Genomic DNA, 24,600 nt, shown 5'->3' on the forward strand with positions numbered 1-24,600 from the left:
GGGACAAGCGCATTATGCCTACGGTTGTCCAGCAAGACACTGTTGCAACGCGCTACGTCGCGCTCCCCCGGACATTCGCCTGGAGCGGGCGCCAGTCGTGAGGGGCTCTCGGGGCCTGGGAGCGCCGTCGCTTCAAATGCGATAGGGGTTGCTTATCCCCCGACTCAGTGGCGTGATAGGCATCCGATAAAACCACCTAAGGGGTTGTTGTATGCCGCTCGCTACGTTGGTTCACCGTGCCAGTTTGCCAAGCCCACAGATCAGCGCCGCACAAGTGTCGGTGCTGTTGCGCGCAAATTATGGACTCAGCGGTGACCTGCGACCCCTTGGCAGCCAGCAAGACCTCAATTACCGCGTCGACACCGGGCACGGGCGGTTCGTGCTGAAGATCTGCCACGGTGACTACGCGGTGCGGGAGCTTGAGGCCCAACACGCGGCGCTCAGGCATCTGGCTGACCACGGCGCGGTGAAAGTGCCGCGGGTGATTGCCGCCAACAATGGCCAGGACCTCCTGACGCTCGACGTCGAGGGGCAAGGGGTACATGTCCGGTTGCTGGAATACATCGACGGCCAGCCACTGACGCAGTTCAAGCACCTGGAGCCCGGCTTGGTGAAAGGGCTGGGGCGTTTGTGTGCACAGATCGACCAGGCCCTGGCCACGTTCGACCACGCCGGCCTGGAGCGCACCCTGCAATGGGACGCCCGCCACGCCCACACGCTGATCGAACACCTGTTGCCGGTGATCCAGGATGACGCGCAGCGCAGCCTGATTGCCGACATCGCGCAACAGGCCGAGCGTCGCTTGCAACCGCTCAAGGCCAGCCTGCCGGTGCAGGCGATCCACATGGACATTACCGATGACAACGTGGTCTGGCAGCGGGATGCCCAGCGCCAGTGGCAATTGCAGGGCGTCATCGACTTTGGCGACCTGGTCCGCACCTGGCGCATCACGGACCTGTCGGTGACCTGTGCGGCCCTGCTGCACCACGCCGATGGCGATCCGTTTTTCATCCTGCCAGCGATCCAGGCTTATCACGCGGTCAACCCGTTGCAGCGCGAAGAACTGTTGGCGTTGTGGCCGTTGATCGTCTCGCGAGCAGCCGTCCTGGTGCTCAGTGGTGAACAGCAGGTCGCCATCGATCCGGGTAACCAATACAGCCGCGACAACCTGGCCCATGAGTGGGAAATTTTCCGCGTCGCCCACTCGGTGCCCCTCGACCTGATGGAGGCGGCGATTCTCAGCGCCGTTGGCCACAACCTGGCGCCCATCGCCAGCGAAGGCTTTGCGCCGTTGCTGCCGACCCTGGTGGGGCGTGAATTCGCGCTGATCGACCTGGGCGTGCTGAGCCCGCATTTCGAGGCGGGCAACTGGGAGCAACCGGGCATCGACCAGCGCCTGTTGAGCGAGGCTGCCGCTGTTCATGGGCTGGCTGCCAGCCGCTACGGCCAGTATCGGTTGTCCCGCACGCGGCCCGACAGCGCCGTCGAGCCGGATACGTATCCGTTGCACGTGGAGCTGAATGTCCCGCAGGGCTCGTCGCTAGAATCGCCGTTCGCCGGGGTCGTGCACCTCGGCGCCGACGGCCTCCTGCAATTGGACGGTGCATCGTTGAGCCTGCGGCTGTGGGGCGTGACCTCGCCGCTGCATGCCGGCGCGGCGCTGGTCAAGGGCCAGGTGCTGGGCGAGGTGAGCGGACCGTTGCGGGTACAGTTGTGCCGGGGCGCCGGGTTGAATCCACCGCTGTTCTGCACGCCCTCCAGGGTGGCGGCCTGGCAGGCGCTGTGTCCTTCGCCGGCGGCGCTGCTGGGGCTGGCTTGCGATGCCGAGCCGGAGATCGATCCCGAAGCACTGCTGGCTCGCCGGGACGCCAGCTTCGCCCGTTCGCAAAAGCATTATTACGTCGACCCACCGCGCATCGAGCGCGGCTGGCGCAACCACTTGATCGACATGCAGGGGCGTTCCTACCTCGACATGCTCAACAACGTCGCGGTGCTGGGGCATGGTCACCCACGCATGGCGGCGGTGGCCGCGCGGCAGTGGTCGCTGCTCAACACCAACTCGCGCTTTCACTATGCGGCGATTGCCGAGTTTTCCGAGCGCCTGCTGGCGTTGGCGCCCTCGAACATGGACCGGGTGTTCCTGGTCAACAGCGGTACCGAGGCCAATGACCTGGCGATCCGCCTGGCTTGGGCCTACAGCGGCGGGCGCGACATGCTCAGCGTGCTGGAGGCCTATCACGGCTGGTCGGTGGCGGCCGATGCGGTGTCGACGTCCATCGCCGACAACCCCCAGGCCTTGAGCAGCCGCCCGGACTGGGTGCACCCGGTCACCGCGCCGAACACCTATCGCGGTGAGTTCCGGGGCCCTGACAGTGCGCCGGACTACGTACGCAGCGTCGAGCACAACCTGGCGAAAATCGCCGAAAGCCGGCGCCAATTGGCCGGTTTCATCTGTGAGCCGGTCTACGGGAACGCCGGCGGCATTGCCCTTCCGCCCGGCTACCTGAAGCGCGTCTATGAGTTGGTGCGCGAGCGTGGCGGGGTGTGCATCGCTGACGAGGTGCAGGTCGGCTATGGGCGCATGGGCGAGTTTTTCTGGGGCTTCGAAGAGCAGGGCGTGGTGCCCGACATCATCACCATGGCCAAGGGCATGGGGAACGGCCAGCCGCTGGGCGCGGTCATCACCCGCCGGGAAATCGCCGAGGCGTTGGAGGCCGAGGGTTATTTCTTCTCATCCGCCGGCGGCAGCCCTGTCAGTTGCCGCATCGGCATGGCCGTCCTGGACGTGATGGAAGAGGAAGACCTCTGGGAGAACGCACGGGTGGTCGGCGGGCATTTCAAGGCGCGCCTCGAAGCCTTGATCGAGCGCTATCCGTTGGTCGGCGCGGTGCACGGCTCGGGGTTCTACCTGGGCGTGGAACTGATCCGCAACCGCGCCACCCTGGAACCGGCCACCGAAGAAACCACGGCGCTGTGCAATCGCCTGCGCGAGTTGGGGATCTTCATGCAACCGACCGGCGACTACTTGAATATCCTCAAGATCAAGCCGCCCATGGTGACCACCCGTCAGAGCGTGGATTTCTTCGTCGACATGCTAGAGAAGGTGCTGGATGAAGGGCTCTAGGCGAGTACGCCGGTAACCCTTGTGAACGCGAGCCCGCTCGCGAAGGCAGCGCTTTTGCGAGCCGGCTCGCTCCCACGAGGCTTTCAGTGATTTGTCGATTTTTGTCGACATTGAGTTGCGTTTATTTTGATATTTCAGATGGTTTACGCTTTTAAAGCCGATTTTTATCGTCTATAAAGTCCCCCATTGCCCTCGATGACTCAGCGGAGTCCTGATTCATGACAACTTTGCACAGCACGCCTCGCGCGGATGGTTTCCACATGCCGGCCGAGTGGGCGACCCAGACCCAGGTCTGGATGATCTGGCCCGAGCGTCCGGACAACTGGCGCCTGGGCGGCAAGCCCGCACAGGCGGCTCACATCGCGGTGGCCAAGGCGATCGCCCGTTTCGAGCCGGTGACCGTGGCGGTATCCGCGGCCCAGTACGAAAATGCCCGGGCGCGCCTCGACGTGCCGAATATCCGCCTGGTGGAAATGTCCAGCGACGATGCCTGGATTCGCGACACCGGCCCGACGTTCGTCATCAACGACAGCGGTGAAGTGCGCGGCGTCGACTGGGACTTCAACGCCTGGGGCGGCTTCGACGGTGGCCTGTACGCGCCGTGGAACCGTGACGCGCAAGTGGCCAGCAAGGTCCTGGAGATCGAACGCAGCCCGCGCTATCGCACCGAAGGGTTTGTCCTGGAAGGCGGTTCGATCCACGTCGATGGCGAAGGCACGTTGATCACCACCGAGGAATGCCTGCTCAACCGCAATCGCAACCCGCACTTGAGCCGCGAGGAAATCGAGGCGGTGCTCAGTGCGCAACTGGCTGTGGACAAGATCATCTGGCTGCCCGACGGCTTGTTCAACGACGAGACCGACGGCCATGTGGATAACTTCTGCTGCTACGTGCGCCCCGGCGAAGTGTTGCTCGCCTGGACCGACGACCCGCAGGACCCGAACTACAGCCGCTGCCACGCCGCCATGAATGTGCTGCAAGACAGCACGGACGCCAAGGGGCGCCCGTTCATCGTGCACAAGATGCCGATCCCTGGCCCGCTGTATGCCACCGAAGAAGAGTGCGCTGGCGTGGACGCGGCGCAAGGCTCCCAGGAACGCAACCCGACGGTGCGGCTGGCCGGTTCCTACGTGAACTTCCTGATCGTCAACGGCGGCATCATTGCGCCGAGTTTTGACGATCCGCAGGATGCCCCGGCCCGGGAGCTCCTGCAGAAGCTGTTCCCGCAGCACGAAGTCGTCATGGTGCCAGGGCGCGAACTGTTACTGGGGGGCGGGAATATTCATTGCCTTACCCAACAACAGCCCGCTGCGCGGACAAAATGAGTGGCGATGTAACAGCGTGGTGACATCCACCGCGCCGGCTCTAGACCGGCGCTTTTGGATCCATCCCGGCAAGCCCGCGGCCCGATTGGGGGCGCGGGCTTTTTTGTGCCTGTTTATTGGCACTGCGGATACATTGGCATACCTCTTGTATCAGTGCTCTCGCAGTTCTGGGGAGAGAACTGAGTTGTTTTGTCATAAACCTTGGATAAATTGGCCGCTCATCAACCAGGAGAGGGCGCTGGAATGAATATGATAAGCGAGCGCACATGCCATCCCTTGGCCGTCAATGGTGAGTCGCTTCAAGCGTTGGCGCAGTGGTTGAAGTCCAACGGAACGCGTCAGGTCAGGGAACCTGATCCACGCCGAATGATCGTGGAGCGCTACCCGGCCGGGCTTTTCAGCGAGGCCGAGCTGCAAGCGCTGTGGGATGTCATGCAAGGATAGAATTCGAAGGATTGATAAAAAGCGCTGGCCGGGATGGCAGCGCTTTTTTTGTGCCCGCCGTTTTTACCCAGTCGGCGACTTCGGCACTGGTCTGCGGTCTGGACGGCTGTTCACCTTGAGTGGTTCTTAGACATTTTTTGCCTAATGACAGACGATTCACGAAATTGACACGTTGTCGAGGGCGCGACTAGGATTCGCCCCACGCCTGTGGCTAACAGCCATGACTCTTAAATAATAAAAAGGCCCGACACGTTGACGCGTGGGCGGGCCTTTTCATTATTTCAGGAGCAAGAGTCCGAAAAAGAGCGCAAAAAGCGCCGTTTCGGCTGCCGGTCGCAGTGCGTATCAACCCATACAAGGAAAATAATCATGTTGAACACGCGCATCGGTTTGATCGCACTGGGGATTTTGAGCACGACGCAGGCCATGGCCAACGACCAGGCCGAGTCCAAGGGGTTCGTCGAAGACAGCAGCCTGAAAGTGCTGCTGCGCAACGCCTACATCAACCGCGACTATAAGAACGGCAACCAGGACAAGGCCGAATGGGGCCAAGGGGTCATCGGTACGTTCTCGTCCGGTTTCACCCAGGGCACCGTGGGAGTCGGCGTCGATGCATTCGGCCTGTACGCCTTGCGCCTGGACGGCGGCAAGGGGCGCAGCGGCGCACAGGGCATCGACTTCTTCAAGCAGGGCGACAGCGGCAACGCCGCCGATGACCTGTCCAAGTTCGGTGCCGCGGTCAAATTCCGCGTCTCCAACACCGTGCTGGCCTACGGCGACCAGATGCCGGCCCTGCCGGTGCTGAGCTACGACAACGGGCGCCTGCTGCCGGAAAGCTACACCGGTACATTGATCACCTCCAAGGAGATCAAAGGCCTGGAACTCAATGCCGGCCGTTTCACCGCCGAGTCGCGCAAGAGCGCCGAAGGCCGCGACAGTGGCGGCTTGAAGTCGATCAACGTCTTGGGCGGCAGCTATCAGTTCACCGAACAGTTCAAGGCATCGCTCTACGCCTCGGACGTCGAGGACGTGTTGAAGAAGCAGTACGTGAACGCCAACTACGTGTTCCCGCTGGCCAAGGATCAGTCCCTGACCCTGGACTTCAACGGTTACCGCACCAAGTTGGACAACAGCTACGTGCGTGAAAACAACGTCACGGGCGATGACAACAAGATCTGGAGCCTGGCCGCCACTTTCGCCACTGGCCCGCACAGCTTCACCCTCGCTCACCAGCGCAGCACCGGCGACAGCAACCTCGGCTACGCCTATGGCGGCTACCAGCGCGGCCAGAACCGCGTGGGCGACGGCGGCAATACCATCTACCTGGCGAACTCCTACTGGTCCGACTTCAACGCCGAAGACGAACGCAGCTGGCAGTTGGGCTACGGCCTGGACTTCACCACCTTCGGTGTACCGGGCCTGAGCTACAACGTCGCCTACGTGCGTGGCGACAACATCACCACGTCCACCAGCGAAGGCGGCACCGAGCGCGAGATCTTCAACCAGTTCAAGTACGTGGTCCAAAGTGGCCCGGCCAAGGACCTGAGCGTGCGCTTGCGCAGCTCGGTGCTGCGCGTGTCGCAGAAGTCCAGCGAATACAACGTCAGCGGCAACGAGCTGCGGGTGTTCGTGGATTACCCGATCAACGTCTTCTGATGGCGTGACAAGGGCCTGATACCTGGGCCCGTAGCGTGGCGAGGGAGCGTGTTCCCGCCGGTTTGCATCACCACCCCGTCTGGGGCGTCGTGCAGGCAGGCGGGAGCACGCTCCCTCGTCATTTTTATGGGTAAGCCCATTGTCGGGTTCGGGTGTTTTTGGGTGGGATCGGGTTAAAAAAACCCTTTAAAAGCGCTTTTTACCCGAGAAAAAGTCCTACTAATTTCATTTCTGCCTTCGTTTCAAGCACGGCTTGAAATGCCTCAAATTCTTTCTCATGGACGTAAATCCTGCACCTACTAGATTAGGCCGCTCAATGCAGTGGAGACCTATGAAAAATGATCGTTCTGAACAGGGAAGTGGGCGAAGCGCTAAGACGTGACAAATACGTCAATGTTCGCGGTGGCGACTTCAACCTCTACGGTCATTTCGGCGATTTTGTCCGGCTGACCAAAAGCTGGGAAAACATGGAGCCCGACAGCTACTACGGCCAGGCCGAGTCAGGCATGCGTTTTCGCCGCTACAGTGACTTTGAATACAACCCCACCACCCGCGAGCTCAAGCAGCTCGAGCACCGGGCTTATATCCAGTCCAAGGCCAACAACAGCTACGTCGGCGGCTTGGAGCGGCATTTCCAGGACTTCTCCAATGAAGTCATCAACTCGCCGGTGATGCGCAGCCTGATCGACACGGACTTCGAGGTGTACAAGAACGTCCTGCCCCCGGAGCTGCACGATGAAATCTGGCAATGCCAGATCCATCAGATCCGCATCGAGATCAAGCCGGGCAAGCAACTGGAAATCACCCCCGAAGGCATCCACTGCGACGGCTATCCGTTCAGCGGCGTGCACTTCTGGGGCCGGAACAATGTAGCGGGCGCCGAAAGCCGTCTGTACACCGCCCAGCAAGAACAACTGGCGGCGACGACCTACGAGGACATCCTCGACACGACGTTCTTCCTCGATCGCGACATGCGCCATTACGTGACCCCGGCCCGTAACGTCCACAGCCATGAAATGGCCTACCGGCAGATCCTGGCGATTTCCTTCTCGCGGCCCGGGACCGCTTTCGACATTGTTCGCTGAATGGCTGGAACCCATGGAGGATCCGGCGCAGCAGGTCCTGTTGCGCCGGGCCATGGTCAGGGATGCCGAACGAATGGAGCGTTTTTTTCGCGGGTTCGATGAAGTGTCGTTCTGCGAATGGCAGGATGCCCGGTTCCTGCGGGGAGTATTGCTGCAGGAAACCACCACCGCGTACCTGGCCGTCGATACGGCCGGCGAGGTCGTGGGCGCGGTGATCGGCGGCATGCTGGGCACCCGTGGCACGATCAATCACCTGGCGGTCAGCCCGTTGCATCGCACCAAGGGCCTGGGCCAGCGCCTGGTGGAAGCGGCTTCGGCCGACATGAAGCGGGTCGGCGTGCTGCGCATGTTCCTTTTTGTCGACGATGCTAATCTGGCCGGCAAGCGTTTCTGGGCGGCCCAGGGTTTTTGCGAACCCCGGGGCGAGATCACCTTCGAGAGGGATTTATGAACAAGACTTCCAGCCAGCCGCTGGCGGTCGAACCACAAGCCTCGCGTACCTTTGCTGAAGCCAGTCCGGTGGTAGCGGGTTATTTTACGGTTTCGTTTGTGTTCGGTCTGATGGCGGTCAACGCCGGCTTACCCTTGTGGCTGCCGGTGGCGATGTGCCTGTTCGTCTACGCTGGCGCGTCGCAATTTGCCGCGTTGGCCCTGATTTCCAGCGGTGCGTCACTCACCACCATCGTGCTCACCACTTTCCTGATCAACGCCCGGCACATGCTGATGTCGGTGTACATGGCCAAGGCGTTGCGTGCGCTGGGGCTGAGCCGTTTCGAGCGCTGGTGCTACGCGGCGGGGCTGACGGACGAATCGTTCGCCTTCCACAGCGTCAAGCTGGGCAGCGGGGCGCCGGTCAGCTTGCGCTACCTGATTGGCTTCAACCTGTTTTGCCACACCTCCTGGGTGTTGGGCGGCCTGTTGGGAGCCGTGTGCGCGCAGTACGCGGCGCATCTGATCAAGTACCAGCTCGACTATGCCCTGACCGCGATGATGCTCTACGTCCTGGTCTCGCTGTGCAATACCCGTAACAAGCTGATCGCTGCCCTGGCCGCCGTGGCCTGCATGGGCGTGCTGAGCCTGCTGGGCAGTTCGCCGTTCAATGTCTTCATTGCCACGTTCGTTGGCTGCGGGGTGGGCGTATGCCTGACCAAACGTTCCTGATCCTGGTCGTGGCGCTGATGATGGCCGTGACCTTCCTGCCGCGCGCACTGCCGTTGCAGGTCAATACCGAGCACTGGCCACCGTTCATCGCCCGTGCCCTTGAGTACCTGCCGGTGGCGATCGTCGCTGCCATCAGCCTCACCCCGCTGTTGATCAAGGATCAGCAGATACAACTCGACCGCCCGGAGTTCTACGCCGCGATTCCGACGCTGTTATGTGCGTACTTCAGCCGCAACCTGTTTCTCAGTGTGGCGGTGGGCACGGCGGCGTACATCGCGCTCGGTTCGTTCCTGTAGCGTCAGGTCGACCACGTCATGCAGCGCCTGGCCAGACAACTCGGGATTGTTCACCGCCAGGCGCACCTCGAGGAAATCCTCGAAGTCCGGGAAAATCGCCAGGCCATTGCGCAGCGCCGCTTCCCGGGACACCAGCCCCAGCCCATCCAACTGGGTGATCAACGACAGGGTCAGTGTTTCACTGCAGGAGTAGACCATGCGCTGGCTCGTCCCGTATTCGCCCAGTCCCGCGTCGAGAAAGCGCAGGAAACTGTGGGAATAGGGGCATTCTTCGGCCGGACGCACCTGAAACTTGTCGCCGAGCAAGCCAAGGGAGTCGTCTTCGTCGCCACAATGGGCGCCGACCACCCGCACCTGCACGTCCGGCATGGCGATGGTCGAGAAGCTGCTCTGTTGCGCGCCGATCAGGATCGCCAGGTCAAAATCCTCGTTCTTGAGCTTGCTCAGGTTCTCCATCGACTCCGCGTAGCTGAATTCCAGTTGGTACTGGGGGAACACGGCGATCAACCGGTCGATCATCCGCCGGTTGAATTCCGCCGGCAGGGTGGTGTTCAGCGCCACTTTCAGCGTGCGTTGCCGGGGTTTTTTCAGTGCCGCGACCTTTTCCTCCAGCTGGCGCGTGGCCACCAGTACCTGATCCATGAAGGGGGTCAGTTCCGAGCCTTGGCTGGTCAACGTCAGGCCCTTGTTCGAGCGCCGGAACAAGCGGAAGCCAAATTGCTCCTCGACCTTGTTCAACTGCGCCGCCAGGGCCTGCACCGTGAGGCACGAATGTTCGGCCGCTGCCGACAACGAGCCGGTCTGCACGATGCGCATGAGGTTGCGTAGGGTTCTGCTATCCATGAGGTAATGCCCTCTGCTTAAGTGGGCTCGCTATTGTTGTGCACTCGGCCCGGGACAGGCAGTGCCTGCGGCGATCACCGCCTACCTTGCCACGGTTATCGCGGTTTTGCAGGGCAAGCCTGTGCCAGGCAATGGATAGAAGCTTACGCAGGATTTGGGTTTTTTGCCCGGATGATAGTGGGCGAGGCCAATAAATACGGTGGTGTGCCCTTGGTGCGACGAAACGTCCTGCGCTTGTTTCGTCGCGCTCCCAATGAGCGGGTTGATTGCTCCGATGTCCAACCCTGGGAAACCGGATGAAATGCAGCGATGGCCGCGAATGCTCAGATCTTGAACTGCTGCACCGAAGACTGCATCGACCCCGCGGCGTTGTTCAACTGATCCGCCGTTTGCGTCAGGTTGTGGATCGAACGGGTGTTTTCCCGGGACTGCTCGGCAATCGACTCCACCCGCTGGGCCATCTCGTCGCTGGCTTTGGATTGCTCGGCGATGGTCTGGGAAATCTCTTCCACCACCTCGGCGGCATGCCGGGCGCCGGTGCGGATCTCGCTGATGGACACCCCGGCCTGTTGCGCCAGGTTCACGCCCTCGTCCACGCGGCTCACGCACGCCTGCATGTTCGCCACGGCATCCCGGGCGCTGGACTGGATGCGCTCGATCATCGCCGTGATTTCCTGGGTGGATTGGGTGGTGCGCGCCGCCAGGTTACGCACTTCGTCGGCCACCACCGCAAAGCCGCGCCCGGCCTCGCCGGCCCGGGCGGCTTCGATGGCGGCGTTGAGCGCCAGCAGGTTGGTCTGCTCGGCGATGCTCTTGATCACCTGGATGATGGAGTGAATGTCTTCGGATGAAGCATCCAGCGCGGTGATCTTGCTGGAAGACTGGTTCACCACCTCGGCGATCCGGCTCATGCCTTCCACCACGCCCAGGATCACCTGCCCGCCACTGCTCGCCAGTTGTTCGGACTGCGCCGAAATCGTCCGCGCGCTGTCGGCATGTTGGTGAATCTGGCTGATGTTGGCCATCATCTGCTCCATGCTCGCGGCCATGCTGGTGGCGCTCAGGGCCTGCTGGTCGGCGCTGGAGACGATCTGCCGCGCCGTATCGCCCAAGGTCCGTGACGTGCCGTGCAGCTCATCGCTCTGGTTACGGATGGTGGCGATCATCTGCCGCAGGTTGATCTGCATCTGCTCGATCACCCCTTGCAACTGGCCGAGCTCATCCTTGCTTTGCGCGCCCATGGAGCGCTGCAAGTCCCCTTGGGAAATCGCCTGGGTGTTGAGAATGATCTTGTTCAGCGGCGTCAGCACCGCCTTCAGCAGGTTCCACGACAGCAGCGCCAACGCCACGCAGGTGGCCAGCAAGGTCATGATCAGCCAGTAGCCCGAAGACTGAATACTGTCATCCTGACGCTCACGCGCGTTCTGGGCCTGGTTCTCGATCAGCTCGCTGACGGCCTCGTTGCGCTCCTCCAGCACCGAAAACGCGGCGTTGAACTCCGTCCGCAACGCTTGCACATCCTGGGCACCGCCCAGCACCTTGCCGATGATCTGCTTGGCCTTATCGATGTAGGTATCGACTTGGGGTTTCAACTCGACGATCGCCTTGGCGATATCCGCGGGCAAGTTCGCCTCGGCGTTCTCGGCAATCACCTTGCGCATCCGCTGCGAATGCTCGTCAAACCCTTCCAGGACCTCCTTGGCCCCCTGCGCATCCCCCGGCGCCACCAGCAACGCGGCCAGCACATCGGCACGAATGGCGTCATGCATCATGTCCGCCTCCATGTGCTTGCGCATGGCGGAAATACTGGTCTCGTTCTCCGCCAGGGACTCGGTCATGGAGCGATGTCCCCACAAACCGATACCGCCGAGCAACAACGCAAAAGAGAGACTGACCAACCCCGAACCTATGACCTTGGTGCGGATCTTCATCGCTAACTGCTCCTGGAGCGGGGATTTCTGGGCAAGTGTAGTCGAGCGCCAGCGGCGCCTAGGGCCAGACGAGGCTGTTATTAAAGGCTATCGGCGGGAGGAATGATTAGATGAGAGGCGCTGCATCGGGGAGCGGGCGTTTGGCCAGGCGACACCCCTATCGGTTGCGAAGCCGCCATCGAGGGTGAATGTCATCTGCCTGAGGTTAAGGAATTAACCCAACTTTTTTCCGATTTCCGCTCGTCGCCCCTGTCAGCCCTGACAGTGGCGAGACTGTCGCAGATACGCCCACGCTAGCTGAAACGCCTGACCCTATTCATGGAGGGGTGCAACATGGTCATCGATGGTGAAGTGTTCAGAAGCGAATACGCGAACGTGAACGGCATTCGCATGCACTACCTGATCGGCGGCAACGGTGCGAAGCCGGTGCTCCTGGTACATGGCTTTCCGGGGAGCTGGAGGAGTTGGGAGCCCTTGATGGGACGGCTACTGCGTGCGGGGTACACCCCGGTCGTTCCTGACTATCGGGGCGCTGGAGAAACAGATATTGCCGCCACGGGTTATGACAAAAAGAACATGGCGCTGGATTTGCGCGAGCTGCTTAGATATTTGAATTTGAATCGGGTTGATATTGTCGGTCATGACATGGGATTGATCATCGCCTACGCCTACGGTGCGCTTTACCCCTCCGAAACCAAACACATGATTTTGATGGACGGATTCATCCCTGGCATTCCAGGCTGGGAGATCCCTTATAACGGCAACCCCTCAACCGGCGTTTCGAGCAAGTGGCATTTCCGCTTCTATGGCGCCACCGCTGCAAAAATGATTAAAGACAAAGAAAAAATCTACCTGGATATGTTTTTCGATGAGTTCGTCTACCCAGGCAACCATAAAGTGCCGACAGAAGTACGTGAAGCCCTGGTGAACGACTACTCTCGCTCCGGCCGCATGGACGCAGCGTTCAAGCTCTACTCAGCCTGGATAGAGCAGGACGCCAATGACAACCAGGCCTTCGCTGCAAATAAACTGACTCTCCCGGTGCTCACCATTGGCGGAGACCATTCAAGGGGCAAGACATTGTCCGAGCAGGTGCAGCACATCACTTCACGCCCCCACTCCTTGATCTTGCAAAACACCGGACATTGGGTGCTTGAGGAGAAGATGGAGGCGACTAGCCAGGCTATTTTGGACTTTTTACAGACGTGAGGAGGCAGAGGGGAGGCCGACCTCCGCCGTATACTGCACACTCCTGAATACTGGAAATGCTTCGGAGGTAGCCATTGACCCCAGAGAACAATCTGCTGGACCGTTATATCGGATGCCTACTAGGCCTGGCTTGTGGCGATGCTGTCGGCACCACCCTGGAATTTAGCGACCGCGACACCTTGAGCCCCATCACCGATATGGTCGGCGGCGGACCTTTCGCTTTGGCCCCCGGCCAATGGACAGATGACACCTCGATGGCACTTTGTCTAGCTGAAAGCCTGCTCTCGAAGAACGGCTTCGATGCCAGAGACCAGATGACGCGGTATCTCAATTGGTGGCATTGGGGTTACTGGAGTGCGACGGGGCAATGCTTCGATATCGGGACGACAGTGAGACAGGCGCTAATGACCTTTCAAGAAACTGGGGAGCCGTTCGCCGGTTCCATTGACCCGGAAACGGCCGGGAACGGTTCGATCATGCGCCTGGCGCCGGTCATCCTTTTCTACTTTCCGGACCAGAGTTCGATGGCATGGGCCACCAAGCAAAGTTCCCGCACAACCCATGGCGCCCCCGAGGCAATCGAGTCGTGTCAGTTGTTGGCAGAGGTGGTTTCCAAGGCATTGGCAGGTCATAAGAAAGACGACGTGCTTGCTCTTTCTCCGACACAGTATTGTGAGCCGGCAATCAAAGAACTCGCTTCTGGCAGCTTCAAGCACAAGCACCGTGACCAGATCAGAGGAACCGGGTACTGCATTGCCTCGCTCGAGGCCGCACTCTGGTGCTTCTGGTCCACTGACTCCTTTGAGGCAGCAGTGCTGCAAGCCGCCAATCTGGGTGACGATGCCGACACCACCGCTGCAATCGTTGGCCAGATAGCCGGTGCGTTCTATTCGAAACAGGGTATTCCATCTCGATGGCTTGAAAAGTTGCATCAGGTTTCGGACATTGAAGACATCGCCATCGCGCTGTTCAAGTCAGCCCGGTCCCGAATCACGGAAAGCCCGGACAGTCGAAACGAGTGAGCTTCAGTACGAAAAGTGGATATTGCCACCAACGACGAGCAGTCGAATGCTGAAAATCTCGGCTCCGTGGCGAGGGAGCTTGCTCCCGCTGGGCTGCAAAGCAGCCCTCCAATCGGTTCAAACCGACACTGGACCGCGAAACTAAGCCAGCTGGCTCCCTGGTGCTTCCAACACCTTCACCACATCATCGATGACGGCTTTACTCATGTCCTGCAAATAACACGATGCCCAGGCATAACGATCCGTGCCGCGAATCATCGCCGCGTCCTCGGCCAGCAGTTTGGCAACGTGGAGCAGATCGGAAGCGTGGGACAAGGCCTCACTGATGGATACACCGCTGGTAACGCGAAAGAGCGGGCGATCGGAGTGGAAGGAGAAGGGGGTTAGGCCGGGGGTTTTTAAGTCTTGTGGGTTGGGCATGTCTGGCTCCTTGACTGTCCCTCCGTCGAGAATAGGTAGGAATCCGCCAAAAGCTGCCGTGGCGACAGGCAGCAGACGGCCATAAGCGGACACTCTTGAACGACCGAAAGCAAGTCGTCATCGCTAGGTTATTTCGAAACGTGTTGCTTGCGTGCTACGGCTTGCGAACGATCCAAACGAATCCCACCCCAATTACTTTGTTCCCCATTAGCCTTTTCGTATGATGAGCGAACATGCTATTTGGAATATCTCGCGTGAATACACCACCTAACATCGGTTCATCACGCCAGGCAGTGCAAATGGGGGGCAGATCGGATTTCAGTGATGCTGTGGCCCAGCTCTCATGGGACGACTTGCGCATTATCAAAGCGCTTAGTGAATGCGCCAATCGCACTGATGCTGCCAAAAAACTGGGGATCAACATATCCACGGTATCGCGCCGAGTGGCCCAGCTTGAGAAAACACTTGGAGTTGCACTCTTCGATCACCGCCGCTCGGGATACATGCTCACAGCGGAAGGCGTAGAGCTGCGAGAGCTCGCCGAGCGAGTCGAACTGGATATCGTTAGTGTTGCACGGCGTGTGTCACGGGCGGGTCAGGGGCCACTCGGAAAACTGCGCATCACCACCAGCGATTCGCTGCTGCTGTACTTCCTCACACCTATCATTGCGCAATTCAAAGCTCTGAATGAAGGGATAGCGATTGAAGTACTTGTAGGCAATCAGACATTGAGTCTTGCCCGCGATGAGTCGGATATTGCGGTGAGAGCGACCAATAAACCAGCTGAAAGTCTGGTTGGGCGCAAACTCGCGACTATTGCCTGGGCGCCATACGGCAGCGATAAAAACGCACCGACCTCGACACCTTTCGCGGAAGGCCAGCCGTGGGTATCTTACTCGGCAGCTTTATGCGGCCTCAAAGCAACGAGCTACGTTGATAGCAGAGTTCACCCCGATTGCATTTCGTATCGTACCGACTCCGTCGCCGCTGCAAGCGCTGCGATTGTAGCGGGACTTGGTTTTGGGTTCCTTCCCTGCATGCTGGGTGACATCACGCCGGGATTGGTGCGTGTCGGCCCGGTTGTGCCTGAACTTCAGGATGGGCTTTGGCTGCTGACTCACCAGGACATTCGAAAGTCATGGCGAGTCAAGGCGTTCATGACGTTTTGCGCAGCGGCGGTTGCCGAACTCAAGCCTTTGGTCGAAGGCCAGCGAGCTCTCCCGGTTTCGTAGACGAAACCGGGAGCACGTCTTAACGGGTGCCGGAGCCAATGACCGCCTTGCAGACAATTTCGATCAACTGCGACCGCTGTGCGAGCCTCGATACGCCGATTATATTGCTCGCGCACTGGGGCCGCTCGGTGCCAAACGCAGCCTTGCGAACATTGCCTACCACGGCAAACGCCGCGTCCATGTCCAGCACATAAAGCGTCTCTTCGACCACGTCTTCAAGCGTTGCACCATACAGTGCAAGCAACTTGGAGATGTTGTCGTATGAAGCGCGCATTTGCTCTCCCATCGAAGAGAAATCACTGGGCTTGCCTTCGCTATCGAGTGGGGCAGGAGCTACCAGGTTGCCTTCTTCATCATGGTTGAATTGGCCGGATATATAGATGTCGTTCCCGACTTGTCTGGCCTGCGGGTAGCCATAGCTTTCTTCCCATGCGACCCCCCAGTAAGCGGTTTTCTTTCCGAACGGTTGCGAAGCTGACATTGCATTCTCCTGGCGTAGAACAGACTGCTCGCACAGCGGCAGTCCAAGTTGTGGGAAGCCAGAGACTAGCACCGCAAATGATTTTATAAGGGCGCATTAATGCGCCTCTGGAGACGCATTAATGCGCCCCTAAAATCGTGAGCGATCGGTTACCTTGAACTCGAAATCGGTGCCGCACCTACCGCCAACAACCTTCCGTGATTTTCAGCGGACAAAAGATTGGCCCGGCCCGCAAAGAGATTAAAAGACCAACACTTCACTAAAGGGAACCACCATGAACAATCCAAAAACCGAAGTCCTGACCCCTCAAAACAGCCAACTGATTTTCATTGATCAGCAGCCCCAAATGGCCTTTGGCGTGCAAAGCATCGACCGCCAGACGCTGAAGAACAACACGGTCGCTTTGGCGAAGGCCGCAAAAATTTTCAACGTGCCAACCACTATCACCACCGTCGAAACCAATAGCTTCTCCGGCCACACATATCCCGAATTACTCGCTGTGTTTCCTGACGCGCCTCTGCTGGAGCGCACCTCGATGAACTCGTGGGACGACCAGAAAGTACGTGACGCTCTGAAAGCCAATGGCCGCAATAAAATCATCGTCTCTGGCCTTTGGACTGAAGTGTGCAATACCACATTTGCACTTTCCGCCATGCACGATGCCGGCTACGAGATCTACATGGTCGCCGATGCTTCCGGTGGCACAACGAAGGAGGCTCACGATTACGCCATGCAGCGCATGATTCAGGCCGGCGTGGTGCCGGTCACCTGGCAGCAGGTGCTGTTGGAGTGGCAGCGTGACTGGAACAACCGAGACACCTACGACGCCGTCATGAATCTGGTGAAGGAGCACTCCGGTGCTTACGGCATGGGCGTCGATTATGCCTACACCATGGTGCACAAGGCTCCCGAGCGTGTAGACCACGGCCCGACCCTGGCACCTGTGGCCGCCTCTGTCTGAGCCTCACTGGCCCTCATCAATGGGGGCCAGTCCCTGAGGGATGCTGAAAAAGAGGACGAATTTATTTTCTTGACCCAAAAAAGATGACTCGTGCTCGGAAATGCTACGTTTCAATACAGCATCCACTTAGCCAGCAGTGTTCGTATCAACCCGACCCCCCCCCCCAAGGAGTCCCCTCCTGTAATGGACCTACACAACGAATTCGAAAACAGCAAATTCTTCCACCGCTCACGCATTGATCGGCGCGCCGCCGATGCCTTGGTGGGGCTGGCGGCTGGGATTACGGCGGACGGTGTCGTGAACACCGGCGAAGCGATTTTTCTTAAGCGATGGTTGGAGAGCAACCTCGTCCATCTGAATGACCCGGTGATCAATCTGTTGTATTCGCGTTTGGCATCCATGCTTCAGGACGATGCCCTGGACCCGGACGAGGCGCTTGAGCTGCTCAATATCCTGCGTAGTTTTTCTGGCGTGGATATTGAGAACTCTAAGGTCGGCGGGACTGTTGCCGTTGCGCCAACGGACCTGCCCTTCAATTCACCAGCGCCCGATTTGGTGTGGGATGGTCGGATGTTTGTCTTTACGGGCGTTATGGCCTTTGGGCCGCGGAAAGATTGCCAGGCATTGGTGGAGGAGCGTGGTGGCTTGATTGGGGGCGGGGTGAGTAAGAAGGTGCATTACCTGGTGGTTGGCAGCATGGGTAATGAGCAGTGGCGCCACAGTACCTATGGAACGAAGATCATGAAGGCCGTGGAGTTGCGGGAGGCGGGGGCTTGCATTGCCATTGTGGGTGAGGATCACTGGCAGAAGATGATTTTTGGTTGAGGTTGCTTCATGGGTTGTGAGGTGCGCGGTTCTGACTGGCAGATCGTCGGTGGAATTGGCGGCCTCATCGCGAGCAAGCTCGCTTCTACAGGTTTTTCAGGGAGTGGATACCCTGGAAACAACAAAGCCCCTGCATTTCTGCAGGGGCTTCGTTTTGTATGGTGCGGCACCAGGAGTCGAATCGCTCAACAAGCACATGATTTATATGTTGTTTTAACATGAGGCTATTAGTTACTACCTCATGGAATATCCTTGGTTTCACTTTCAGCCGCATGGGATCTATATCCCAGATGTGGGTGACGGAACTGAAACGTGGGGTTGCCAGCTTTTTTGCCCGATCCATCTATACTCGAATAAACAAAAGTACGATGGCGAAGGGGGGCATGGTGTATTTAATCAAATTTCGCTCTGGCGTTACGTTTTTTCGCCGGCCAGCTTCATGTGGCGCACTCGTTGAGCACAAAAAAATGATGTCACAGGTCCGAAGACTTTCGGCCCTAATAAGCTGATTTAAATTTCTATGGGTATGGTAATGGAATCCGATACCAATGATAGAGCCTAGACAGAGAAAAGAAAGCCAGAAAATATCTATTTATAAAATTAAAACCCCAGGCGAGTTTGATGTGGACTCGCTTATCAGAAAAGGCTTTATAAAAGAATATGAGGGGGGTAATACGACCGTTCTTCTATTGAAAGATAAACAGTCCACACCGTCTTGGTCAGTGCATCTGAAAAAAGATTTTGGAGTGGGTGAAGTGAGAAATATAAGTAACAGTTTCATGCTTCTACAAAAAAGAGAAGATGAACTGTATGCAGTGTGTGGTGGATATGCGTTCAAATATTTAAAGGATCTCTATCATGATGATTTTGGTTTGGAGGTCGCCGTACGGTTAATAACAGATGCAAATAGTATAACGTCTTTCCATCAAAGGGCTTTGAGTGGCGCGATTAAGCAACTATACCATGCAGTCAAAGGATATAATCCAAACTTTGATACGGAGAATTATTCTAGGATGTTGCGGTTTGTGGAGGGTAATTCTGTATTTGAAGGTAAAAAGTATAAGGTTTCCGGTCGATCCTCTTTGGTTGTTAGGACAGAGCGTGGGCTTAAAAAAATCGATGAGATAATCGCTGATATTGAAGTCGTGTTAAGGGGGGAGCCGAACGTTAAATTCCCTAAAACTTTTAAGCAGGTTTCTGATGAAAAAATAAAAGAGAAGTTGGATTCCGATTTTTTTAGCGAGCTTGCTGAATTTTTGTGCGTACCTGAGGGTACGACAACAATCTCGTTGGAGCTTGATGACTTTGTTAAACAAAGCAGTTGCGAAAACTTTAGGGTGAATATTAACGGAAGGTCTGTAACTTTGGATTCTTTAGATATTGATGAGTTAAAAGATAGGCTTTTTGAAAAAATAGATCCTGCGGGCCTTGATGCTGAAAGTGTATTGAAGATCAACTTTACTTCAAAGGATGAAAGTGGAGAGCCAATCTTAGAGCGTGTGCCGATAGACAAAATATGTGTTTATGAACAGGCAATTGGCAACAAGAATTTCATAAGGTTAGGAGGGAAATGGCTGGAGATATTGGATGATATCCAAAGCTATATTGATGAAGAAATAGCGAATATCGAAGTGAGACGAGGTATTCTGCCTGATTGGGATAAGCGAATATATAAAGAGGAAGGGAAGTACAACGAATTTGCGGCTGATAATAAAGGTTTTCTTTGTACTGATGCAGATTTTGTGTATCTGAAAAACGGACAAAATAAATTAGAGCTTGCTGATTTATTTGATAGTGCAACGAAAACTTTCTATCATATTAAAAATACTTGGGGGAGTAAGTCTTCATATTTTTTTAATCAGGCTTCTGTAGCCATTGAAACCTTCAAGAAAAGTGCAACGTTTCGAGAAAATATTAGGAAGAAGTGGCCTAAAGAATTTCCCGGTACATTCAAACTGGGGCAGTCTACGGTGGTCATTGGTTTTGCAATAACAGAAGATAAGCACGTGGATTTTCCAAATAATTTGTCATATTTTACGAAATTGAGCTTGATAAACAATGTTAATAAAATGGCTCAGTGTAATGTTCAAGTTGTATTGTCTCCTATTAAGCTGGTAGTCGGAGATTAGTTGCTTTAAAATGTTTGGCTAGCTATGGGGATGCAGCATATATGCCATTTTAAGGTATGGGTTTATTGTTGACTTCTCTTAATAGCCTTTCCAGTCGGATTTGTTTGGCCATAGAGATTTTGCATCTTTGAATGATTGAATTTCGATTTTTGAAGCGATTTTACGGAGGCGTATTACGCCGTTTGTAGGACTGCTAGTCCAATAGCTTCCACTTAGTTGTAAGTTTAAGTTTGATAGTTGAAGATCGCCCGCGCCGTTGATAAGTGTCGTTCTACCTTGATATTCGTTCTGTAACTCATATACATAGGCTAAACGGAAAATCCCCGTTTTTTTGTTTTCAAGTATCGCTTCTACTTTTGATTCTCCAACTTGGTGTTCGGTTAGGCTTCTGATTGAAAGAGTAAGATATGATTGTTTTACTATAAAAACAATTGGAAGTACAAGTGCTTGGTTACGCTCATCTATCTTGTAATTTGAAGAAAGCTCGCCTATCCACGTTCCTTCAAGCACTGGCCGCCCCAGCCATTTGGGGATCTTCCAAAGTTTCCAAACTAATTTGTAGAACAGGAAAAATAGAACTGATGTGATAGTGATGCTCGAGGAAATCCATCTAAAGCATTGAGTTGCGTCAGGGAGTTCCTGGGGAGATGTATTAATTGTTGCAAATATTAAGAAGAGTAGAACTGTTAGCGTGCCAAAGATTTTTTTAAGTGACGATAATTCGTCAGAGGATAAGGTTAAGTTCTGCATGTTAAGTCCCGGGTTCCATCCGAAAATATTTCTATAAAGTTGGTGCTGCTGATTAGAGCAGTGCACTCTACGAATGTTATTTTTGACATCGCCATCGCAGATTTGTGGCGAGCACCAACCGGTAAAGCGCCTGGATATGGCTCGCTGAACAGATCTAAACTAGGAGCCACGTACTGACAAATGTGCGTTAATTTGAAGGCTGGGTATTCAATAAGGTGAAAGCCATCATGCCAGTCAGATTCTTTTTGAGATATTTTCATTAATGTCTGTGCAATAGCGTCCTCTCCAACGATTGGAAGCTCAGGCTGAAAAAGGCTTTCATCTCCAAGTGCAGATATGGGTAAAGCGTTTAGCTCACGATAAAATATAATACCCAGGCCGGTAAATGATGAACCGGAATTTTTGGATATCGACTCAAGTAGCTTAATTATGCTTGCGTCTATCATAGAGATTTTCACACATAAATAGACGTTAAGACATTCCGACTCTCGGCATGTCCAGGTTTTTCTTTAAGAACCAAAAGGAAGCTATTCTCCTTTGCTACTTGTATCAGTAGTTCATCCATTGCAGCGGAAAGTGCAAGGAGTCCTTCAAATTTCTTCTCGTCATCAAAAATTAGTCTTGATTTGTCTGGGACTCGTAACGTCCTTGCGAACGCTTTGTCCTGCCAAAGAATGTCCAGGAATCGCTGTGCCTCAGCCAGTATCGCCAGCTCATATACCACGCCATTTCTGAACTGTTGCATATCGGCGTGGTACATACATGCTGTAATGTCGAAGCTTGATAGGTTAACTTTTCTCCCGTCTTCCTCGATATCTGCCTTCACGCTTTTACAAAGCCTTATGGCCTTTCTCAGACCGCCTCCGGTTGTATCACATAGGTCTTTGACCAATTTAATGTGGGTAAATGGCCAGTTATCGATTGTGATATCGGCCGCCTTATCATAAATTGTTACGGCTCTATCATGTTCGGTGTTACTGCTTTGATAGGCTGTGGTGTTGAACCAGTGCGATGAAATTACATCTACAGGGCGTGGAAGTGATCCTCCGGTAAGCTTGATGGCTTTACCGCCGGATGAATCAATGTTCACTGCAGGAAATGCCAGCTTCAATTGTCGTTCGCTATGCGCTCGTAGCTCAATCAGGACCTCTTTTGAGTTGCGAGATGAGAGGTTATATCCGCCGCGAATGCTAACTATACCTGCCGGATCGAATGTAAAAAAATCGGTCCTTAATGTAAGCAAGTCCACGTCGCTTACACCTCTAATATGGACATCAAGGGGAACAGATCCTTGAAGTCGATATTCAGTAGGGATGCCGACGGTCTGTAAGCGAGTAGATAGTTGGTTGCGTACTCTTTCAGCTGTTTCTAAACTGATTCTCGTGTAATCTGCGTCAACTGGCTGCATAGCACCAAGAGCATAAGTAGTTGAAGGTTTGTCTTTACTTCTGCGTTCCCATGCTTCAGCTGTTCTACTTTTGTTATTGATGAAATCCTTTGCGTCTTGTGTTATATGGTCGAAGCGATCGGTCCCGTTTCTACGAGCACGTAATCTAGATAAACGCTGATTGATATCTGTCATTTTTTGCTCCTAGTAAGGTTTAGTTTTCCGAAGCTTTGCCGGCCGTAACCGTTGTAGTATTCACCCTCCGCTGTATCTAATGTTTTGCTGAAGAGTATGTCTGCAAAGCCAATGTGGCTATGTAACTCCGGCTCGCCTAGTTTCGGGTCATTTTTGTAGTTGTAGAGCAGTCTAAAGCCTTCAGCTTCGTCATGCACTATAGCCGCCGTAATACTGTTAGATCCAGATTGAGAGGTTTTAAGTCTGATTCGTATCTTGTCCCAACTTTGTAAAATCGTAACTTCAGCATCCCATGAGTATATCTCTTCGCCATCTACTGAAAGTGACGAGCCTTTACAGTCCCAAGATCCTTTGAGATTTGGGACTTTTAAAAACATAGAAAAATATTTCCAGCACCATGCATATTTATTGAATATCATATATAGCACAGTGAATACTGTGCCCGCACTAATTAGCGAAAGTACAGTTGGAGGAAGGTTGGCTGGCAGTCCGAATTTCTTGGCAATATCTATTGCCGATAAAACGAGAAAAACTATCGCGCCTGAAATTGCTGCGGCTGCAATGCTTATATATCGCCCTATTTGTGCACGGTTCACACCGCCTAGTAATGAGTATTCGTGATCCATAAACCCCTCATCCTTTTGGCTTAGTGGATAAAGCCAATATTACAAAATGTTACGATTTTTATGTGCTAGCGATTGTGGCGCTTTAGATCTTATGCTTGGGGGGTAGTGCCATGCTCACATGGATAGTGCCTTTTTGGAGGTTTTACTCTCCTCCTGCTGCACGCAGACAAGAATAATTCAGCTATGTGAAACAACACACTATTTTTATTGATGAAAGTCAGCGGATGGCTGAAGGGTGGGCAGTTGTACCTAGATAACCCAGGGTTTATCTAAGCGTGTGATGATCAGCTTCAGCGTCAACCTATAGTAGGTCACTGTTGATTTTTTATGATGTCGCAGTGCTTGTGTCAGATACCAAATGAGATGCTTTCGCCTCCAAGTCCATGGGTTATCTCGGTGCCATCGATCAGAGATCGCTGTTTGAATGGCTTTTGCCTGGCGTAGGTGGCGCTCGCGACTGGCATGCGACCCGGTTAGAACTCCCGCTAGGAAAAGCTCCATGTCGATGGGTTTACTCATGCTCGACCACCGATGTATGCCGAGACCACATCGATTCGACCGTGTCCCAGCTCATAGCTGATTTGTAATCTTGCCTCTCGATCAAGGCGCGGATCGAGCCGCCTGCACCCGCCACCGTTGACGGGCGCTAGGTGGTGGGTGATCTGTTTATAGCGTTCGCACGCATAGGCTGCACGCAATTCGTGGAAGCCTTTGAGGTTGTGCTTACGGAGGATGTCCCGTGCGGGGCGGACGATTTCCCGTTGAAAATCGAGGTAGCTTTCGTTCGGTGCAAGCAGGTTGCGGCTACCCGTAGGCGACACCTGTTTTGCGAACCCAAGCGCGTCACGAATATGGTCATCCACCGCAATCCAACGTGGCGCCGACGCGCCGGATCGGCCCCCTTTGGTGCCATCCTGGATGTTGATCTTGCCGTAGTGTTCGGCTTCGCGTTTTAGGCGCGGAAGGTCGGCTAAGATGGCCTCGCGTAGGCGCATGCCGGTAGCTCGGGCCAACTGCACGATTGCAGCCGCGCGCGGCAGTTGGTGTTCGTAAAGCGCCTCGACGATCCGCTTAACTTGTTCACGATCCTGGCCTTGCGGGGCTGCTGTGCGGACGGTTGTGCGCTGCATTCCCAGCGCCTTACTCGGGCTCTGCACTTTCACATACTGATCACCGCGAAGCGCGGCCATGGTCCGGTTCACGCTGGACAACCGGTTTTGCGCAGTGGCGATGGCAAGCTCACCTTGTTCAACTTGTTGGCGTAGATGTCCGGCGTAGTCCAGCAAGGTCTGCCAATTAATCTGCCGCGCATCGTTAAACCCCGGCCCATCCTCCGACCGACACCAACGAACAAACGCCTGCCAGCGTTCACTGTGCGCCTTGACGGTGCCGTAATGCCCGCCGCCAAACAGATCGCGCAACGCCTGTGGCCCGGCATAACTCAGTTGCCGTCCATATCCAAAATTCCGCCCATCCCGTCTACCTACCAATGCCATGA

At 55.5% G+C, this 24,600-nt stretch carries 23 protein-coding genes; 14 read left to right on the forward strand and 9 right to left on the reverse strand.

Annotation, left to right across the window (positions count from 1 at the left end):
- Nucleotides 1–211 precede the first annotated feature (211 nt).
- The 8 genes from V3H56_RS01385 (at nucleotide 212) to V3H56_RS01420 (ending at nucleotide 9,091) form a co-directional block, all read left to right on the forward strand.
- Nucleotides 212–3,124 (forward strand): aminotransferase, encoded by a 2,913-nt coding sequence (locus V3H56_RS01385; protein ID WP_338474122.1) that lies wholly within the window; start codon nucleotides 212–214, stop codon nucleotides 3,122–3,124.
- A gap of 218 nt (nucleotides 3,125–3,342) precedes the next feature.
- Nucleotides 3,343–4,449, forward strand: a complete 1,107-nt coding sequence (aguA, locus tag V3H56_RS01390; protein WP_047736194.1) for an agmatine deiminase — start codon at nucleotides 3,343–3,345, stop codon at nucleotides 4,447–4,449.
- 243 nt (nucleotides 4,450–4,692) lie between these two features.
- Nucleotides 4,693–4,893, forward strand: coding sequence for a hypothetical protein (locus tag V3H56_RS01395; protein WP_047736193.1), 201 nt, complete (start codon nucleotides 4,693–4,695; stop codon nucleotides 4,891–4,893).
- A gap of 369 nt (nucleotides 4,894–5,262) precedes the next feature.
- Nucleotides 5,263–6,549 carry an OprD family porin gene (locus V3H56_RS01400; protein WP_053148739.1) on the forward strand — a complete coding sequence of 429 codons (1,287 nt, stop codon included), beginning with the start codon at nucleotides 5,263–5,265 and terminating at the stop codon, nucleotides 6,547–6,549.
- A gap of 338 nt (nucleotides 6,550–6,887) precedes the next feature.
- Entirely contained in the window at nucleotides 6,888–7,634 is a 747-nt protein-coding gene (locus V3H56_RS01405) for a 2OG-Fe dioxygenase family protein (protein ID WP_042730486.1), read from the forward strand.
- A gap of 13 nt (nucleotides 7,635–7,647) precedes the next feature.
- Nucleotides 7,648–8,085 carry a GNAT family N-acetyltransferase gene (locus V3H56_RS01410; protein ID WP_172679742.1) on the forward strand — a complete coding sequence of 146 codons (438 nt, stop codon included), beginning with the start codon at nucleotides 7,648–7,650 and terminating at the stop codon, nucleotides 8,083–8,085.
- Complete coding sequence (locus V3H56_RS01415) at nucleotides 8,082–8,795, forward strand: AzlC family ABC transporter permease (protein WP_042730487.1); 714 nt, start codon at nucleotides 8,082–8,084, stop codon at nucleotides 8,793–8,795. Before V3H56_RS01410 ends, V3H56_RS01415 begins: the two co-directional genes overlap by 4 nt.
- On the forward strand, nucleotides 8,774–9,091 hold the full coding sequence (locus V3H56_RS01420) for an AzlD domain-containing protein (RefSeq protein ID WP_042730488.1): 318 nt from the start codon (nucleotides 8,774–8,776) through the stop codon (nucleotides 9,089–9,091). Before V3H56_RS01415 ends, V3H56_RS01420 begins: the two co-directional genes overlap by 22 nt.
- On the opposite strand, the gene V3H56_RS01425 is transcribed toward V3H56_RS01420, so the two are convergent.
- The gene (locus tag V3H56_RS01425; protein WP_042730489.1) at nucleotides 9,008–9,934 is read right to left on the reverse strand and encodes a LysR family transcriptional regulator; all 927 of its coding nucleotides are present in this window, start codon (nucleotides 9,932–9,934) and stop codon (nucleotides 9,008–9,010) included. The genes V3H56_RS01420 and V3H56_RS01425 overlap by 84 nt on opposite strands.
- 323 nt (nucleotides 9,935–10,257) lie before the next feature.
- Nucleotides 10,258–11,865, reverse strand: a complete 1,608-nt coding sequence (locus tag V3H56_RS01430) for a methyl-accepting chemotaxis protein (protein ID WP_338474123.1) — start codon at nucleotides 11,863–11,865, stop codon at nucleotides 10,258–10,260.
- 333 nt (nucleotides 11,866–12,198) lie between these two features.
- Between V3H56_RS01430 and V3H56_RS01435 the strand changes: the two genes are divergently transcribed.
- Nucleotides 12,199–13,074 carry an alpha/beta hydrolase gene (locus V3H56_RS01435; protein WP_338474124.1) on the forward strand — a complete coding sequence of 292 codons (876 nt, stop codon included), beginning with the start codon at nucleotides 12,199–12,201 and terminating at the stop codon, nucleotides 13,072–13,074.
- Between the two features lie 74 nt (nucleotides 13,075–13,148).
- On the forward strand, nucleotides 13,149–14,096 hold the full coding sequence (locus tag V3H56_RS01440; RefSeq protein WP_244868254.1) for an ADP-ribosylglycohydrolase family protein: 948 nt from the start codon (nucleotides 13,149–13,151) through the stop codon (nucleotides 14,094–14,096).
- Between the two features lie 141 nt (nucleotides 14,097–14,237).
- On the opposite strand, the gene V3H56_RS01445 is transcribed toward V3H56_RS01440, so the two are convergent.
- Nucleotides 14,238–14,516: a DUF3077 domain-containing protein gene (locus V3H56_RS01445; RefSeq protein WP_047736187.1), complete on the reverse strand. Its 279-nt coding sequence runs from the start codon at nucleotides 14,514–14,516 to the stop codon at nucleotides 14,238–14,240.
- A 299-nt stretch (nucleotides 14,517–14,815) separates the two neighbouring features.
- Here V3H56_RS01445 and V3H56_RS01450 point away from each other — a divergent pair, with 299 nt between their 5' ends.
- The gene (locus tag V3H56_RS01450) at nucleotides 14,816–15,748 is read left to right on the forward strand and encodes a LysR family transcriptional regulator (protein WP_212803854.1); all 933 of its coding nucleotides are present in this window, start codon (nucleotides 14,816–14,818) and stop codon (nucleotides 15,746–15,748) included.
- A gap of 19 nt (nucleotides 15,749–15,767) precedes the next feature.
- Here the strand turns inward: V3H56_RS01450 and V3H56_RS01455 are convergent, their stop codons facing one another.
- The gene (locus tag V3H56_RS01455; protein ID WP_047736185.1) at nucleotides 15,768–16,229 is read right to left on the reverse strand and encodes a Rid family hydrolase; all 462 of its coding nucleotides are present in this window, start codon (nucleotides 16,227–16,229) and stop codon (nucleotides 15,768–15,770) included.
- A 274-nt stretch (nucleotides 16,230–16,503) separates the two neighbouring features.
- Here V3H56_RS01455 and V3H56_RS01460 point away from each other — a divergent pair, with 274 nt between their 5' ends.
- From V3H56_RS01460 to V3H56_RS01470, 3 genes are all read left to right on the forward strand, one after another.
- Nucleotides 16,504–17,190, forward strand: a complete 687-nt coding sequence (locus V3H56_RS01460; protein WP_042730239.1) for a hydrolase — start codon at nucleotides 16,504–16,506, stop codon at nucleotides 17,188–17,190.
- Nucleotides 17,191–17,373: 183 nt separating this feature from the next.
- On the forward strand, nucleotides 17,374–18,015 hold the full coding sequence (locus V3H56_RS01465; RefSeq protein WP_338474125.1) for a BRCT domain-containing protein: 642 nt from the start codon (nucleotides 17,374–17,376) through the stop codon (nucleotides 18,013–18,015).
- A gap of 548 nt (nucleotides 18,016–18,563) precedes the next feature.
- Entirely contained in the window at nucleotides 18,564–20,144 is a 1,581-nt protein-coding gene (locus V3H56_RS01470) for a DUF6119 family protein (protein ID WP_338474126.1), read from the forward strand.
- Between the two features lie 78 nt (nucleotides 20,145–20,222).
- Here the strand turns inward: V3H56_RS01470 and V3H56_RS01475 are convergent, their stop codons facing one another.
- The 5 genes from V3H56_RS01475 to V3H56_RS01495 all read right to left on the reverse strand — a co-directional run bounded on the left by V3H56_RS01475 (nucleotide 20,223) and on the right by V3H56_RS01495 (nucleotide 24,598).
- Nucleotides 20,223–20,894, reverse strand: a complete 672-nt coding sequence (locus tag V3H56_RS01475; protein ID WP_338474127.1) for a hypothetical protein — start codon at nucleotides 20,892–20,894, stop codon at nucleotides 20,223–20,225.
- A complete protein-coding gene (locus V3H56_RS01480; protein ID WP_338474128.1) occupies nucleotides 20,882–21,340 on the reverse strand; it encodes a hypothetical protein in 459 nt (152 codons plus the stop codon). Before V3H56_RS01480 ends, V3H56_RS01475 begins: the two co-directional genes overlap by 13 nt.
- An 8-nt stretch (nucleotides 21,341–21,348) precedes the next feature.
- Nucleotides 21,349–22,476 (reverse strand): hypothetical protein, encoded by a 1,128-nt coding sequence (locus tag V3H56_RS01485; protein WP_338474129.1) that lies wholly within the window; start codon nucleotides 22,474–22,476, stop codon nucleotides 21,349–21,351.
- Nucleotides 22,473–23,102, reverse strand: a complete 630-nt coding sequence (locus V3H56_RS01490; RefSeq protein ID WP_338474130.1) for a hypothetical protein — start codon at nucleotides 23,100–23,102, stop codon at nucleotides 22,473–22,475. Before V3H56_RS01490 ends, V3H56_RS01485 begins: the two co-directional genes overlap by 4 nt.
- 515 nt (nucleotides 23,103–23,617) lie before the next feature.
- A complete protein-coding gene (locus V3H56_RS01495) occupies nucleotides 23,618–24,598 on the reverse strand; it encodes an integrase domain-containing protein (RefSeq protein ID WP_338474131.1) in 981 nt (326 codons plus the stop codon).
- Between the last annotated feature and the right edge of the window lie 2 nt (nucleotides 24,599–24,600).

The organism is Pseudomonas sp. MS646 (genome assembly GCF_036693845.1).
Taxonomy (GTDB): Bacteria; Pseudomonadota; Gammaproteobacteria; order Pseudomonadales; family Pseudomonadaceae; genus Aquipseudomonas; species Aquipseudomonas chlororaphis_E.